The sequence below is a fragment of the Paenibacillus sp. SZ31 genome (assembly GCF_012912005.1).
Classification (GTDB): domain Bacteria; phylum Bacillota; class Bacilli; order Paenibacillales; family Paenibacillaceae; genus Paenibacillus.
Genome location: NZ_JABBEA010000023.1, coordinates 17150 through 33018, shown reverse-complemented (window position 1 = coordinate 33018; position 15869 = coordinate 17150). Strand labels below are relative to the sequence as shown.

The 15869-nt window shown below is 47.2% G+C and carries 17 protein-coding genes; 1 reads left to right on the top strand and 16 read right to left on the bottom strand.

The window, feature by feature from the left end:
* Positions 1 to 119: 119 nt before the first annotated feature.
* The 5 genes from spoVT to pth form a co-directional block, all read right to left on the bottom strand.
* The gene (spoVT, locus tag HF638_RS26790) at positions 120 to 662 is read right to left on the bottom strand and encodes a stage V sporulation protein T (RefSeq protein ID WP_036606123.1); all 543 of its coding nucleotides are present in this window, start codon (positions 660 to 662) and stop codon (positions 120 to 122) included.
* 323 nt (positions 663 to 985) lie between these two features.
* Complete coding sequence (locus tag HF638_RS26785; protein WP_062838089.1) at positions 986 to 2134, bottom strand: peptidylprolyl isomerase; 1149 nt, start codon at positions 2132 to 2134, stop codon at positions 986 to 988.
* A complete protein-coding gene (mfd, locus tag HF638_RS26780; RefSeq protein ID WP_169482996.1) occupies positions 2118 to 5645 on the bottom strand; it encodes a transcription-repair coupling factor in 3528 nt (1175 codons plus the stop codon). Before mfd ends, HF638_RS26785 begins: the two co-directional genes overlap by 17 nt.
* Positions 5646 to 5918: 273 nt before the next feature.
* Entirely contained in the window at positions 5919 to 6149 is a 231-nt protein-coding gene (gene fin, locus HF638_RS26775) for an anti-sigma-F factor Fin (protein WP_017691368.1), read from the bottom strand.
* Positions 6150 to 6247: 98 nt separating this feature from the next.
* Positions 6248 to 6808 carry an aminoacyl-tRNA hydrolase gene (gene pth, locus HF638_RS26770; RefSeq protein ID WP_169482995.1) on the bottom strand — a complete coding sequence of 187 codons (561 nt, stop codon included), beginning with the start codon at positions 6806 to 6808 and terminating at the stop codon, positions 6248 to 6250.
* A gap of 141 nt (positions 6809 to 6949) precedes the next feature.
* Here pth and HF638_RS26765 point away from each other — a divergent pair, with 141 nt between their 5' ends.
* Entirely contained in the window at positions 6950 to 7150 is a 201-nt protein-coding gene (locus HF638_RS26765) for a hypothetical protein (RefSeq protein ID WP_024633712.1), read from the top strand.
* A gap of 105 nt (positions 7151 to 7255) precedes the next feature.
* Here the strand turns inward: HF638_RS26765 and HF638_RS26760 are convergent, their stop codons facing one another.
* The 11 genes from HF638_RS26760 to rnmV all read right to left on the bottom strand — a co-directional run bounded on the left by HF638_RS26760 (position 7256) and on the right by rnmV (position 15726).
* Positions 7256 to 8209 (bottom strand): ribose-phosphate diphosphokinase, encoded by a 954-nt coding sequence (locus HF638_RS26760; RefSeq protein ID WP_017691370.1) that lies wholly within the window; start codon positions 8207 to 8209, stop codon positions 7256 to 7258.
* 100 nt (positions 8210 to 8309) lie between these two features.
* On the bottom strand, positions 8310 to 9701 hold the full coding sequence (gene glmU, locus HF638_RS26755) for a bifunctional UDP-N-acetylglucosamine diphosphorylase/glucosamine-1-phosphate N-acetyltransferase GlmU (RefSeq protein WP_211175811.1): 1392 nt from the start codon (positions 9699 to 9701) through the stop codon (positions 8310 to 8312).
* Positions 9702 to 9778: 77 nt separating this feature from the next.
* Positions 9779 to 9973 (bottom strand): hypothetical protein, encoded by a 195-nt coding sequence (locus tag HF638_RS26750; protein ID WP_124118801.1) that lies wholly within the window; start codon positions 9971 to 9973, stop codon positions 9779 to 9781.
* Between the two features lie 83 nt (positions 9974 to 10056).
* Complete coding sequence (gene spoVG / locus HF638_RS26745; RefSeq protein WP_017691372.1) at positions 10057 to 10341, bottom strand: septation regulator SpoVG; 285 nt, start codon at positions 10339 to 10341, stop codon at positions 10057 to 10059.
* Between the two features lie 188 nt (positions 10342 to 10529).
* A complete protein-coding gene (purR, locus tag HF638_RS26740) occupies positions 10530 to 11357 on the bottom strand; it encodes a pur operon repressor (protein WP_062838094.1) in 828 nt (275 codons plus the stop codon).
* Positions 11358 to 11454: 97 nt separating this feature from the next.
* Entirely contained in the window at positions 11455 to 12309 is an 855-nt protein-coding gene (gene ispE, locus HF638_RS26735; protein ID WP_026081373.1) for a 4-(cytidine 5'-diphospho)-2-C-methyl-D-erythritol kinase, read from the bottom strand.
* A 149-nt stretch (positions 12310 to 12458) separates the two neighbouring features.
* Entirely contained in the window at positions 12459 to 12635 is a 177-nt protein-coding gene (locus HF638_RS26730; protein WP_017691375.1) for a small, acid-soluble spore protein, alpha/beta type, read from the bottom strand.
* Positions 12636 to 12888: 253 nt separating this feature from the next.
* Entirely contained in the window at positions 12889 to 13164 is a 276-nt protein-coding gene (gene veg / locus HF638_RS26725; protein ID WP_053778931.1) for a biofilm formation stimulator Veg, read from the bottom strand.
* 153 nt (positions 13165 to 13317) lie between these two features.
* Positions 13318 to 14214, bottom strand: a complete 897-nt coding sequence (yabG, locus tag HF638_RS26720; protein WP_017691377.1) for a sporulation peptidase YabG — start codon at positions 14212 to 14214, stop codon at positions 13318 to 13320.
* Positions 14215 to 14273: 59 nt separating this feature from the next.
* Positions 14274 to 15176, bottom strand: coding sequence for a 16S rRNA (adenine(1518)-N(6)/adenine(1519)-N(6))-dimethyltransferase RsmA (rsmA, locus tag HF638_RS26715; RefSeq protein WP_169482994.1), 903 nt, complete (start codon positions 15174 to 15176; stop codon positions 14274 to 14276).
* A 4-nt stretch (positions 15177 to 15180) separates the two neighbouring features.
* Positions 15181 to 15726, bottom strand: a complete 546-nt coding sequence (rnmV, locus tag HF638_RS26710) for a ribonuclease M5 (RefSeq protein ID WP_169482993.1) — start codon at positions 15724 to 15726, stop codon at positions 15181 to 15183.
* Positions 15727 to 15869: the final 143 nt, after the last annotated feature.

The window sequence follows — 15869 nt, the reverse complement described above, 5'->3', positions numbered from 1 at the left end:
TGCCTGAAGGCACACAGACTAACCCCCCCCCATGACAATCATCCGAATCAACTTCTTGTCCCTTAAAATGCAAAAACTCCCGTATGCCCAAATCAGGGCACCAGGAGTTGATCTGCTGTCTATTGTTCCATTTGCTTGCCAAGGAAACCAGCAGCCGTCTCAGACATCTTCACTTCCATCTGAGACATCTTCACCGATTCATCCTTATTGAAAAGGATAACCGTTCCGATGGGGTCACCACCCGAGATAATCGGCGCAATAACAAAAGAAGATAACGTCTCGTCATGATCTTTGCTAAGCTCATAAGAACCGTTGTTAGTTTCCAAAATGGTCTTTCTGTTTTCCATACAGCCCTCCAACAGTTGACCTACCTGCTTGTCCAAATACTCTTTCTTGGAGCCCCCTGCCACCGTGATAATGGTATCCCGGTCAGAGATCATGGTTACATGTCCTGTACTCTCGTACAGGGATTCTGCATATTCTTTGGCAAAATCACCAAGCTCGCCAATTGGCGAATATTTTTTAAGGATAACTTCTCCATCACGATCCACGAAAATTTCCAATGGATCACCTTCACGAATACGTAACGTACGGCGGATTTCTTTTGGAATGACCACACGACCAAGGTCATCTATACGGCGGACAATACCAGTAGCTTTCATTTCACATGTTGCCCCACTTTCTCGAGAAGATTTTTCAACTACTGTTCCTTAATGGGTAGAGGAAAGTCCCAGAACGTTTAGTGTGATATCTTGACCATAGTATTCATCTGTTCCCATTTCCTTATACATACATTGGAGAATATAGTTGTGTAACTTTCGAAGAAGGCGACCATATACCCATACGGCTTGAACATATACAAGAAGAAGCAAGAAGGAGGTCCTAAGTCCTCCCCTTGCTTCTCTGTATGGTTGTCCATATTTACTATTGTACAAGGCATTCATTCGGGCGGATTTAACCCTGAACGTATGCTAACACAGTCATATTACTTACTGCTTGTACCTTCGTCTGTCGTTGCATCTTTATCTGTTCCAGTCGTACCTTGGTCAGTCTTGGTATCTGTACCTGTGGAGTCATCCGTTTTTGGTTCGGTTGTTTGCTCTCCCTCAGTTCCTGTACCTGTTGTGCCTTCAGTCGTACCTTCTTCAGCTTTTTCTGTTTTTGGCAGGTTTACTTCTTTTACGATTTTGTCCAATTCATTTTGCATGAACGTATCGATCTCAGCAGCTGCCAATTGGCTCTTCAGACTTTCTTTTTGCTCAGCCGTCAATTTCGTGAAGTCAGCTTCTGTACGAGCTTCCACTTTCATGATGTGGTAACCGTACTCCGTTTCAACCGGATCACTGATTTTGTTCAGTGGCAATGTTTTTGCAGCTTCTTTAAACGCCTCTACCCAGCTACCTACAGGTGTTTCTTCATACAGTCCACCTTTTTCAGCAGAACCTGGATCTTCGGAATATTCTTTTGCAATTTCAGCAAAATCAGCTCCGCCATCCAATTTGGTTTTTACTTCTTTTGCAATTTTCAGTGCATCTTCTTTTTTACGTTCTTTTTGCGTTTTTGGATCTGTGAAGTTAATCAGCACGTGACGAACAGAAGCCGTTGTGAACTGATCTTTGTTTTTCTCAAACTCAGCCTTGATTGCATCTTCCGTAACGCCAGTTTCCTTGTCTTTGATTACCGTCATGATGCGAGTCATATAATCTTTAATGTTCTGGTCAGTCAGGTTCTGAGCTTTCAGCATCTCAGTCCATTGATCTGCCTGAACAGAAGCTTTCATTTTATCGAATTGCTCGGTTGCTGTTTTGGCACCCGCTGTTTTCGCTTCTTCACTTGCTTTGCCGCTCAGATATTCATAAGCAACTTCCTGTTTCACCAGGTACTCCTTGAAATCGTCCATATCCATCATTTGTGCATATTCCGGATAAAGGAACTTCATAACGCGTTGTTCCATGTCGAATTCATTGGCTGTAATGGTACCACCATCATACGTAGCGACTACAGCACTTGTATCTGTCGATTCCGGTGCTTTCGCTTCTTCCTTCTTGCCGCAAGCAGCAAGCAATGATAAGGATAGTACTGCGACCATGCTCACAGACAGTACTTTTCCTACTTTTTTATACTTTGGTAACATCTTTTAGTTCCCCCTTTGATTTAAAAGCAGTCTTCATGGACTCCAGAATTTTCTCTACCAGCTCCATCAGTTGCTTATCCCCAAGCCCCTTGCCTTTAGCGTGAATCAGCATATGGGGTCCTTGTTCAAATTGTACACGTCTTTCGAACTGATTTCCAATGTGCGCGATTTTCGAGAGTTCAAAGGCCTGTTCGCGCCCTTCATAGAACTTCACGGTAATGTCCTCACCACGTTGGGAAATGGATTCAATACCGTAGATTTTGCCGTATACCTTCATCCGTGCAACAGCCAGCAAGTTAATGACGGCCTCTGGAAGATCACCGAACCGGTCTACCAATTCGTCTTCCAACTCCATCGCATCGTCGAAGGATGCAATAACCGCCACTTTTTTGTAGATCTCAATCTTCTGAATACTGTCATAGATATAATCGGACGGCAAGTAAGCATCAATACTGAGATCCAGGGTTGTGTTCCACTGGTCGGAAGGTACCGGCTCCTCACCAAGCATCGTAACTTTGCGTTTGTTGATCTCCTCCGCAAGCATCTGGGAGTACAGATCGAATCCGACGGAAGCGATGAAGCCATGCTGCTCTGCTCCTAGCAGATTTCCCGCCCCACGAATCGACAAGTCACGCATGGCGATTTTGAATCCCGAGCCCAGTTCGGTGAATTCTTTGATCGATTGCAGACGTTTTTCGGCAACTTCAGTAAGCACTTTATCCCGTTGGTACGTAAAATAGGCATACGCAATACGGTTGGAACGACCCACCCGCCCGCGCAGCTGATACAGCTGGGAGAGCCCCATTTTATCCGCATCATGTACGATCAGTGTGTTTACGTTCGGAATATCTACACCCGTCTCAATGATACTTGTGCTCACAAGCACGTCATATTCACCATCCAGGAAGTCCAGAATCGTCTTCTCCAGCTCAGTTTCCGACATCTGACCATGACCCACACCAACCTTGGCTTCGGGCACAAGTTCAGAAATTTCGGCTGCCATCTCCTGAATTCCTTGAACACGGTTATAGAGGTAATACACCTGACCACCACGGGCAAGCTCACGCTCAATCGCTTCACGGACAAGCGCCTGACTGTGTTCAACCACATAAGTCTGCACCGGGAAACGATTCTCTGGTGGAGTCTCGATAACGGACAGATCTCGCACACCCAGCATGGACATATGAAGCGTACGCGGAATCGGCGTTGCCGTCAGCGTCAGCACGTCCACATTGGTTTTCAGCTTCTTCAGTTTTTCCTTATGAGTTACTCCAAAGCGCTGTTCTTCATCGACAATGAGCAGTCCCAGGTCCTTGAACACCAGATCCTGCGACAGCAGTCGATGCGTCCCGATGACAATATCCACTGTGCCTGCCTTGATGCCTTTGGCTGTTTCATTCTGCTCTTTACGCGAGCGGAAACGGCTAAGCACATGAATGTTGAAAGGATACCCGGAGAACCGCTCACGGAACGTTTCAAAATGTTGCTGTGCCAAAATCGTTGTCGGAACGAGTACAGCCACCTGTTTGCCTTCAATTGCTGCTTTGAACGCAGCACGAATAGCCACCTCGGTTTTGCCGTAACCAACATCCCCACACAATAAACGGTCCATTGGACGGTTTTGTTCCATATCCTTCTTGATTTCTTCGATCGCACGCACCTGATCACGTGTTTCATCGTAAGGGAACATGTCCTCAAACTCCTGCTGTTCCGCAGAATCCTTGTCGAATCCAAACCCTTTGGACGTCTGACGCTCTGCATACAGCTTGATCAGATCATCGGCAATATCCTGTACGGATGTGCGGACTTTATTTTTAACCCGTGTCCACTCATTACCGCCCAGCTTGTATATTTTAGGTTCTTTCTCTTCCGAACCAACGTATTTCTGAATCAGATCGATCTGTTCAATAGGTACAGACAGTTTGTCTCCACCCGCATAGAGAATATGCATGTAGTCCTTATGAATACCGCCAACCTCTAGGGTGCCGATCCCGAGGTACTTACCAATCCCGTGGTTCTGGTGAACGACATAATCGCCCACTTTTAGCTCACTATAAGATTTGATCCGTTCCGCATTGTCTACATTCCGAATCGGTTTGCGTACTTTACGCTGTTTTTGCGAGAACATCTCACCCTCAGTCACAACAGCCAAATGAATGGACGGCATTTCAAATCCGGTCTGCAAGTTACCGATCAGCATCTCCGGCTCCGGAATATCATAGTCCATCAGAACGCGGCGCATCCGATCTAATCGTTCCTCACCGTTCGCCAGCATGAGCACTTGAACTCCGGCCTTCTGCCAACGCTCCATCTCTGCCTTCAGTACGTTCATCTGTCCATGGAAATCCTGCATGCCACGACTGATGAAGTTCAGAATGTTTTGTGGTTGGGTGTGTGGAACCTGACGCAAAAAGATCGACATAAACAGCGTCTGGAATGGACGCTCATACAACAGTTCATCACCGTCTGCGGATAATGGAAGGTCCGGAAGTGTTTTTCCGTTTTGCATCAAATGCAGATTCCACTCCGATTCATCACGGTCGAGCTGTTTCGATGTCTCCGATAGTCTGGCAGGCTCATCAAGAACCAGCAGGGTATCTTCTGGCATATAGTCGTAGATCGTTTTGTTCTCCGGATAGAGCGGAGAAATATATTTGTACATTTCGGAGAAATACACGTGTTCCCGCAAAAGCTCGATCTCCCGGTGAATTTCTTCACGAAGACGCAGCTTCGCCTGCCGGTCGGTCATTTTCTCCAGCTGTTGCTCGAGCAAAAGAGCAGCTGCATCCGCAGCTTTTTCCATCCGTTCACGGTCTGCGATTAACTCCTTGCATGGCAGAACCGTAATTTCTTCAATCCGTTCAATTGAACGCTGATCCGCGGGGTCAAACGTCCGAATGGAGTCGATCTCATCATCAAATAACTCCACCCGATACGCGATCGATGAAGTAACTGGATAGAAGTCGATGATACCTCCGCGTACACTCATCTCCCCACGCGATTCTACGCGCTCCACACGCTCATATCCGAGCTTTACCATCTCCAGCAGGAAGGAATCCAGTTGAAGTGTGCTGCCCTGTTTAATCAAAATTCGAGCATTGGCCATCACTTCTGGAAGCGGGACATAACGTCTTACGCCGGAAAAGGGAATAACAACAACGCCCCTGAATCCCTGGGCGCAGCGGACCAACACATCAATACGCTGACCCAATGTTTCCGGACTGGAAACAGCAGCTTCAGCAGCGACAAGTTCGTTGGCAGGATAGATTAACACCTGATCAGGTGAAAGCGCTTCCTGTAAATCTTCTGCAATTTTTTGAGCAGCAAACATATTATGTGTTACTACGAGCAATGGTCGGTTCATTTCCTGATGCAGAGCAGCCAGCATAATCTGACGCGCCGATCCGGACAAACCGGAAACCAATTGCTCTTTCATGCCGGACTTGATTCCGGCTGTAATGGACCCGAAGTCCGGATCTTTGGAAAAAGCCTGTATAAGTGCTTGTAACAAAAGGGGCACCTCTCTTATAACTTACTTGATTATCTCACGCATACGCGTAGCATCACTATTAAAATGGATACAAATTCCTTTTTGTCCTGTTTCATCATAAAGGATTACTCGCAACATTGCCACATCTGTTGATGTGGCTGAGCCTGATTTGGAGATAGCGCTGGCTTTCATTCCAACTGAAAAGAAGCCTCAGCAGGCTGCCAAGGCTATAAAAGGTGGAGCGTTATTACGCAACCGCCCTCAACTGTCATTCGATCCTGTTACAGGCGATGTCTACTGAAGCGGACTCGCGAGCAGACTAAGCTCTGGATTGTGCTCCAGGGCTTCCTTACAGTAATCACATGTAATCCGAACGGTAATGTCACCACCGGAATTATACGCTATTATATCCCTCCGCTCGTCGGGGGTCAAGAAATGAAAGCCGAGTTCTACTTCCGTTATCCGGGCAGAATCGATTCGTCCAATAAAGGTACGGCAATGCCGACATACGTAATTCACTGACATGTTTATGCCTCCTGAACATGGTTTATACGTCCAGTATGTCCAGTATGGCTGAATCGAACCCGTCTTTTTTGATCATTTTACCAGTATGTCTTACAGAATTAACCGTTAAACTTCGCCATTGTTTGTTCGAACGTATGAGTCAAGCTATGCTCCAGGGCATCACATGTTTGCTCAATGGTCTGATCAAGGGCTTCTTTTTCTTTCTTCATAAATGTCGACAGTACATAATCGACAATGGCATGTCCTGGTTCAGGCCGGGATATTCCCATGCGTACCCGGTTAAACTGCTGTGTACCGGTATGCTGAATAATGGATTTGATCCCATTATGTCCACCTGCACTGCCTTGGTAACGCAATCTGACTTTGCCAATCTCTGTATCCATGTCGTCGTACACAACAATCAGATCTTCAAGACTAACTTTATAAAAGTCCATATACGCTCGAACCGATTCACCAGATAAATTCATAAAGGTCATGGGTTTGATCAGTACTGTTTTCACACCGCCAATGTTGCCTTCTCCAATCAGCGCCTTACATTTACTCTGAGTAATGGAGATACTATAACGATCAGCCAACCGATCCAGAGCCATAAAACCGATATTATGACGGGTTTTGGCATAATTCGAGCCTGGATTTCCAAGTCCGACAATCCACTTCATCTTGTTCCCTCCTTCGGATTAGCCTGAGGTGAGGCATAGACTTCGAATGTTATATTTCATATAATATCAGGAAAGTAAAGATCCGAATTTACTGTAGTATTCACAGTTATTATTTTATCAACCCAGGAAGGTGAGCGGGTTTTGCGCGAAGACAACGGACAACTGACTCAACATAGCGATTTTATCTATCATCTCGAATATCACGTACCTGTACAGGTATACGACCGCGACACCCATATTGAGATTGGTCTCATCACTCGTTTCGATAACCAATTCGTCGAGATTGCCGACACGCTTTTTCATCGGCGTCGTTTCCGATTTATCTCCCGCCCCGGGTATTAACTGACCAGCGTCTGTTTCACTTTTAATAAAACGGCACGCCGACAGGGGTTACATTTTCCATTGAACCGGAAAACGTAACCCCTCTACTACTTTATGCAGACATCCTTATTCAATTTCAAACAGCTTGCTGATTGACAATTCCTCATGAACCCGGATAATTGCTTCTCCGAGCAAAGGCGCTACAGACAACACTTTGAGTTTGCTTGTCGGATTCGCATGCGTAATTGGAATCGTATCCGTTACGATGACTTCCTTCAATGGTGCATTCTCCAAACGTTCCATCGCAGGTCCCGACAATACCGGGTGAGTACAGCACGCGTATACTTCTTTCACGCCGCCTTCCATCAGAGCATTCGCTCCCAGTACAATCGTTCCCGCCGTGTCAATAATGTCATCGATCAGAATGGCTGTTTTACCCTCGATGTTACCGATAATGTTCATCACTTCGCTCACATTCGGCTCAGGACGACGTTTGTCGATAATCGCAAGAGGTGCATTCAGGAAATCAGCCAGTTTACGTGCGCGGACTACGCCACCGTGGTCAGGTGACACAACAACTGGATTTTCGATCTGTTTCGACCGGAAATATTGAGCCAGAATCGGCACGCCGAGCAAATGGTCGACCGGAATGTCGAAGAATCCCTGAATCTGCATTGCATGCAAGTCCATCGCGATAACACGGGTTGCACCCGCTTTTTCGATCAGGTTGGCAACCAGTTTCGCAGTAATTGGGTCACGCGAACGTGCCTTGCGATCCTGTCTTGCATAGCCATAGTAAGGAATAACGACGTTAATCGTCTTGGCAGATGCCCGTTTAAGTGCATCAATCATAACGAGCATTTCCATCAGGTTGTCATTAACCGGCAAGCAAGTGGACTGCACGATGTAGACGTGACAACCCCGAACACTCTCGGAGAGTTTCACTTGAATCTCGCCATCGCTGAAGCTGGTTGTGTGAGATTCACCCATAGGAATCCCGATATAATCAGCAATTTGATGGGCGAGCTTGGGGTTAGAATTGCAAGTAAATATTTTTAATTTCGAATCAAAATAAGTCATAAAATAAAAACCCTCCGTGCTGGTTCATTGGAATCAATAAGCGTCTGCGACATGTCGGCACCTCCCGGTCTTCGGGAGGCAATCTTGTTATCAAAACCCCTTATTGGGGTTTGGCATTTTGTTTCTTGGCTTTGGCACGTCCGCGAATCTTCTCCGCATAACCAGGTTTATTCTCCTGACGTGGACGAGCAATGGCCAGATCATTCTCGGGAACGGAATGGGTAACGGTGGAGCCAGCAACCACATAAGCGCCTTTTCCTACCGTAATCGGTGCAATCAGATTGACGTTGCTGCCTACAAAAGCATCATCTTCAATCGTTGTCACAGCTTTATTATAACCATCATAATTGACAGTTATTGCCCCACATCCAACATTTACGTTTTTCCCTACTTTGGCATCCCCAATATAGCTGAGATGAGATACTTTGGAACCTTCGTCAATTGTAGCATTTTTCACTTCAACAAAGTCACCAATTTTTACGTTGCGACCCAGTTTAGTCCCTGGACGCAAATTAGCAAATGGACCTACCGTTGCATCAGAACCAACTTCGGCATTGGACAACACCGAATGTTTGATCGTAACTCCGTCCTGAATAACACTGTCTTCCACATCTGCCTGAGGACCAATATGGCATGCTTCACCAATGGAAGTTGTGCCTTTGAGGATCGTCCCCGGATACAGTACCGTATCTGCTCCAATCGTAACATCCGCTCCGATATATGTCGATGACGGATCAATGATCGTAACACCGTTCAACATATGGCGTACAGCAAGACGTTCACGCATGAAGGCTTCGGCTTGCGAAAGTGCGAGTCGATCGTTAACCCCGATGGATTCTGCGATATCATCTGACATGTAAGCTTCAACCACTTCTCCATCATTGCGGAAAATGCCAACCACGTCTGTGAGATAGTACTCTCCCTGCGCGTTCTGGTTCGTCACTTTTTCCAGGGCTGCGAACAATTTTGCATTATCAAAACAGTATGTGCCCGTGTTAATCTCATTCACAGCATCTTCCTGCTCTGTGCAATCCTTTTGTTCCACAATCCGTTGTACAGACCCATCTTCTCCGCGAATGACGCGGCCATAGCCTTTGGGATTGTCCAACTGAGCCGTAAGAACTGTAGCTGCTGCTCCGCTGCTCTCATGCAGCTTCATCAGACCTTCCAACGTCTCACTGGTCACAAGTGGTGTATCTCCACAGACCACAATCGTAGAGCCAGTTTCACCGCCAAGCAAGGATTTAACCTGCTTCACAGCATGACCTGTACCCAGTTGTTCCGCCTGAAGTGCATACTCCGCTCTGGAACCCAAAAATGACTGCACCGCTTCGGCACCATGACCGACTACAACCACACTGCGTTCAATGCCTGCGCTGAGTGCTGCATCCAGCACGTGTCCAACCATAGGTTTGCCGCATACGGGATGCAGTACTTTGTACAATTTTGATTTCATTCGTTTCCCTTGCCCTGCGGCAAGAACGATTGCCATTCGTTTCAAAATTAACGACCTCCTGTTCTGAAAATCCCATTGAAATGCATTACTGATCTATATCCAATGAGTATCGTTCAGCCGGCTTCAAGCCGGTCCTGTTCATCGCCTGCTGTCTCTGTAATCACACGTAACAACGCGGACACCAACGAATCGTGACCTATATGTATACGCCGTGTACCTGCGAGCTTAACCGAATCCCAATGATTCCTAAGATGCCGCCCTGCCACCAAGCGCACGATGCGCTTTTTGTTCTCTGCTAATAAACTCAATACTGAATATATCTTATTCCGGTCAAAAAGAAAAGAGAGCCATAAGACATGGCTCTCTTTTCCTTCGAACCCCAATAATGTTCTCAGGCACCTTCTTCAATGACTTCTTCCTCAGTTGCTGCGCGATCGTATTCAGTCAAAACTGCTGCCTGAATCTTCTCACGAGTACCGGAAGAGATCGGGTGGGCGATATCACGGAACTCTCCGTCCGGAGTACGCTTGCTCGGCATAGCAACAAACATTCCGTTGTTACCATCAATGACACGAATGTCATGAACGACGAATTCGTTATCGATGGTAATGGATGCGATAGCCTTCATTCTCCCCTCCGAGTTGACACGGCGGAGTCTGACATCCGTAATTTGCATGTGTGTGTTCACCACCTTTTTCCATCAGAACTTGGTGTATAATTCCACACAGCCTATACGAACTCCTTCTTTTTATAACCACAAAAATTTCCTAATTTCAGGAATTTTTTTATTTAATACACAATTCGACAACGTTAGTGCCAGGTCGATGGAAAAGAACCTTTACCGACACAAAATTCGTCATCTTTCTACAGGTCGAAATAGTTACCAGGCTTGACGGAAATGTGTCTGCTCTTGGCATCAACCGCTGTCAGCTTCGCCAGAGAGACGTAATCCGTTAGCAGGCGTTCCTCTGAATCTACAGAACCAGATTCCACCAGTACTCCTACCCCGGCTACCGTAGCATTAAACTCGGCCAAAAGATCGATCATTCCTTGCACCGTACCCCCGGCCTTCATGAAGTCATCCACAATGAGTACTCTGGAATGCTCACGCATCGCCCTGCGGGACAGGGACATGGTATGCAGACTTTTATGGGACCCGGATACATAATTGATACTTACGGCCGATCCTTCTGTAGCCTGATGGTCCCTGCGTACGAGCACGACAGGCAGGTTGAGCTGGGCTCCGGTCGCATAAGCCAGTGGGATTCCCTTGGTTTCTACCGTCATAACCACATCAATATTCATATTGCCAAAGGCCGTTGCAAAGATCTTGCCGGCTTCATTCATCAATGCGGGTTGTCCAAGTAAATCGGACATGTACAGGTATTCTCCAGGCAAGATCCGATCAGGCTGCGCGAGCTGGGTCGACAGTCGCTCCGCGAATGCCAGTGCCAGTTCTCGAGACACCTTCGGAATCCATCTTACTCCCCCGGCTGCTCCAGCCAGTGTATGCAGTTCTCCTGACCCACCTTCTTCGAACACTTCCTTGATAATCGCCAAATCTTCACTAATCGAAGACTTCGCGGCTCCATAGCGTTCGGCAAATGTGGTCAACGGTATAACCGTATGCGGTCTGGACAATAAGTATTGCGTCATTTCAACCAGCCTTGCGCTTCGTTTTAACTTCTTCACAGAGATCCATCCTCACGATCACGGAAACATCTAAATCCGAATAATTATTTAAAAATATACCACCTTTATACGTGTTTGTACATTATAAAAGCGAATTTTAAGTCAACATACGTACAGCGTAGACTTCTTTGCAGAAGCCGCGCAGACCATTGTATATCCGGGCAACCTTGGATTCTTTGGAGACTAGACCGAATACCGTTGGGCCGCTACCGGACATTAACACGCCGTCTGCTCCCAGTCGAATCATAGCATCCTTCAGATGCTGAACTTCCGGATACAGCTTCAATGTTACATCTTCAAGTACATTGCCCATCTGGTCACATACTTCCGTAAATGATTGGTTACGAATAGCCTGCTCCATTTTGGCCGCACTCGGATGACGAACGATCTTGTCACTACGGAACCGTCCGTACACATCGGCTGTAGAGACGTTGATCGGAGGCTTGGCCAGAATCACCCAGCATTGCGGCGGATTAGGTATGGGAGTCAATTTCTCACCACGTCCTGTAGCGAGTGCAGTCCCTCCTGTGATACAGAATGGGACATCCGAACCGAGTTCAGCTCCAAGCTCCTGAAGTTCGTGATCCGGTATATTCAGCCGCCACAGACGGTTTAATCCACGCAGAGCTGCTGCTGCATCACTGCTACCCCCTGCAAGTCCGGCTGCAACTGGAATCTTTTTATCCAGATGAATATGGACGCCGGTACGCACGTTATAGCGCTCCTTGATAAGTCTGGCTGCCTGGAAAGCCAGATTCTTCTCATCCAGCGGGATATATCCCGCCTGACTGGAGATGAAAATGGTATCTCGCGGCAGCTCCGACATTTCCAGCCGATCAGCCAGATCGACCATGGTCATGATCATTTCAACTTCATGGAATCCATCGCTTCTTTTATGTAAAACGTCCAGCATCAAATTAATTTTAGCAGGCGCTTTTTCGTAAATTTTCAAGGCGTTCACCCGTCCTCACCTTTTCCCTAAGACAACTTAACATATTATATCAAAATGGGGCTGTCAAGTCATTTGTATTCCGCATCTAAGGGGAAAAAGCGGGGTTATTCCTGACGGATTTCCCCGCTTTTCAGTCTGCTTGAAACGGATTAAGATTTGCGCGCAGCCTGTTCAGCAAGTTGAATTGCACGTTTTACCATGTTTCCTGCATCCTTGGCTTTAATTCCGCCCCAGCCTTCCTGTTGCACCGTATCATAGAAACCCAGGTCTTTTGCCAGCTCATTCTTCAGATCCTCTGACATGACACTTCTTCTTCTCCGACTCATGAACCATCCTCCTCCAAAGTATCCTTCATGATGTGATGAGTTCGTTCACGTTTTGGACATTTTGCCATCAGGCTAGGTTCAGTTCTTGCAGTTGCTTAGAAAACTGTTCCTTCACCTGTCCAAATAGTATGCCGCGACCATTCCTCGCTCATTCCTGAGTATGTATGGTTTACCTTTGAAGACGGATTGATGGTTTAGTAAAAAAACAAAAAAGCGACCCGCCCAGTGGGGCGAATCGCCTGTAAAACGATACTTACGTCTCCATGTAGGAGCTATGCGTCTGGCTGCCCGGGTCAAAAACCATGACTTCCACCGATTCCGTAAGTATATCCGCATAACTATAAGATACTCGCTTGAAGGTTTCTTGCTCCTCATCAAGCTTAACGATAAAAACAGAAGGGTACGTTTCTTCCAATACACCCGTACGCTCAATGGTCTTACGGCGGCCACCATTAGCCCGCAACATAATTTTCTGACCTATATGTGCGTCGAGATTGCGTTTGATATCCAACAGCGTGTTTTTAGCCATTGTCGACGACCACCTCTTTTCTTGTCCATTATACCGGATTTTACAGTCATTGTCAAATCAAAACTAATTATTATATCAGCATCAAAAAGTTGTTGTCAATGAATTTTTTTGCAAACAAAAAAAGCCCCAAATTGGGACTTTAAATGGCCTACATCAGACTGCCGATGGGTTCACTTTTAGCGTGGATAAATCATTCAATCCCGGCAGACCTACCCGGTAACTTCCCCGTGTCTCCACACCACCCACACCCTGGCTACCACTGATGGTATTGTGCAAGACATCACTCATGTTTACGGTATCCCGAACAGACGTGAAGGAGGCCTTGGCTGCGACATAGACCGGATCAAGTGCATGAATGAGAATTCGGCCCGGAGAACTGGCAAAGTTCGCTCCAGCGCGCAGCAGTGCCTCGAAATGAGACTGACAGGCCCCTGCTACAATGGTGAGTGCGTCCAGGTGGCGTTCGTATTGTCTGGCCACCTGAATGGCCGACACAAAATTTTGTGAGTTCTTGTAGCTACCAAGACTATATAAGTCATAAGGCTGTCGTGTCTTAAGTACCCCATCATGACCCGTAATGACCACGATATCCGGACGTACTTTGGGTAATAAACGGTATAAGGTATCTGCCATTGCCGATTCATGGACATATTGTCCCTCTGCGGGAACACGAAGTTGCTCATAGAGATCCATACTTTTTTTCAAATAATTCGGATCTCCATCCAGATGAAGCACCTTGCCAGGCATCTCAAAATAAGCCGGTTCCTGCTGGGCAGACCAATCCTGCACCAGACCTTCACGATTCCGCTCAGCCTGTTCCATGCGATTCTGCTGCAGGCGGGACAGGGTCTGATGTGCTTTAATATGCGCCTGTCTGGTCTTGGCGCTTTGCGGTTCGTAGGGAACCTGTATCAAATCGTCCACCGGGGAATCGGCAATCAGCCGGAACTCAGTCCCTTTAATGACCGCAGCATCCAACTGGAGGCCTTCCACCCGAAAAGTCACATCGCCGCCGTATGACTTCCGAACGACCAAGTCTCCGATATTCATCAACGTAATCACCTCTACCCCATCGTATGGGCAGAGACCCGGTTTGGTTCATTCAAATTTTACAGCGCGGCGCGTACCCCTGCTTCCCACATCACGGTGCTGAGTGTAGCATACTCCTGCAGGCTTAACGTCTCTCCGCGTCGGGACGGTTGAATACCTGCCTGCTCCAGCAGAATGTCTGCCTGTTCCCGGTTCTCCTTCGTGAAGAAGCGTGCCTTCAGGTTGTTCGAGATTGTTTTTCTCCGCTGGGCAAAAGAAGCCTGTACCACTTCGAAGTAATGTGCTTCATCCGGAATCTCCACGGGCGGTTGCTCACGCACCTTCAGCTTAATGACAGCCGATTCCACGTTAGGTTGCGGGATGAAGACCGTAGGAGGCACAATACACACAAGCTCCGGCATACTGTAGTACTGAACTGCGATGCTCAGACTACCGTAGTCTTTTGATCCAGGTGCAGCAGCCATGCGTTCAGCCACTTCTTTTTGAATCATGACAACGATGCTGTCTACCGGCAGTTTCTCTTCCAGCAGTTTCATCATGATTGGGGTCGTTACATAATAAGGCAGGTTAGCCACGACACTTACTTTATCCACGGATGCAAAATCCGTATTAAACAACTCAGCCAGATCAAGCTTCAGCACATCGCCATGATGAACACGTACATTCGAATATGGCTGCATCACTTCTCCGAGGATTGGGATCAAGCGTTGATCAATCTCTACAGCTGTGACAGGGCCTGCTACTCGAGCCAGTCGCTCCGTAAGGGCTCCAATACCGGGACCGATCTCGAGCGCGCCCTTGGACTCGTCCAAATCGGCTGCATTAACGATTTTGTTTAGTATATTTTGATCGATCAGAAAGTTCTGACCTAGACTTTTCTTGAATGAAAATCCGTGTCTTTGAATAATCTCTTTGGTTCGCTTGGGCGTTGCAATTTCTATCGTCTCTTCTATGTCCTTCATATGCTCACAATCCTTCACGTTCAATTTGCGCTAATGCTGTAGAGAACTCTTCCCGTGTAATCTGAAATACACTGAGACGTTTGTGGAACTGCTTACCGTTACAATATCCAATGCCCAGCAGATTACCCATCTCCATGCGACGTGCAGCAGCCTGCGGATGCACGATAAGTCCTGCCTCGATCAGGTCCTCCCAATCGATCAGGCTTGGAGCACCTTCGTATGAAGTATGTACCCGTTCCAGCGCGTGCCGAATGGCCTCCGGTGAGGCGTTCTCCACTCCAATGTCCCCTTTGCGCGTCGCATCGGCTTCCGGAATGAAGGCGTGCTTGCAGCCTGGAACCTTATTCGCAATAATTTTACGAATGCGTTCGCCGGCATGATCCGGATCTGTCAGTACGATGACTCCCCGTCTCTCCTGAGCAAGCGCTATTCGCTTCAGAATGCGTTGGTTGATGGCTGATCCACCCGTTTCTATCGTATCGGCTTCTACGGCCCGACGGATGGCTACCGTATCGTCACGGCCTTCCACCACAATGACTTCTTTTATCATGTTCCATTTCTTCCTTTCTAACGCAAAAAGAAGAGGAATATCCTCTTCTCTGCCAAACGGCGGGGGAGACTGAATTCAGACCCCTCCGCCGCATATTCCGCATGAATCATTCATGCAACTATTTTATAGCATTCCCATTTCAA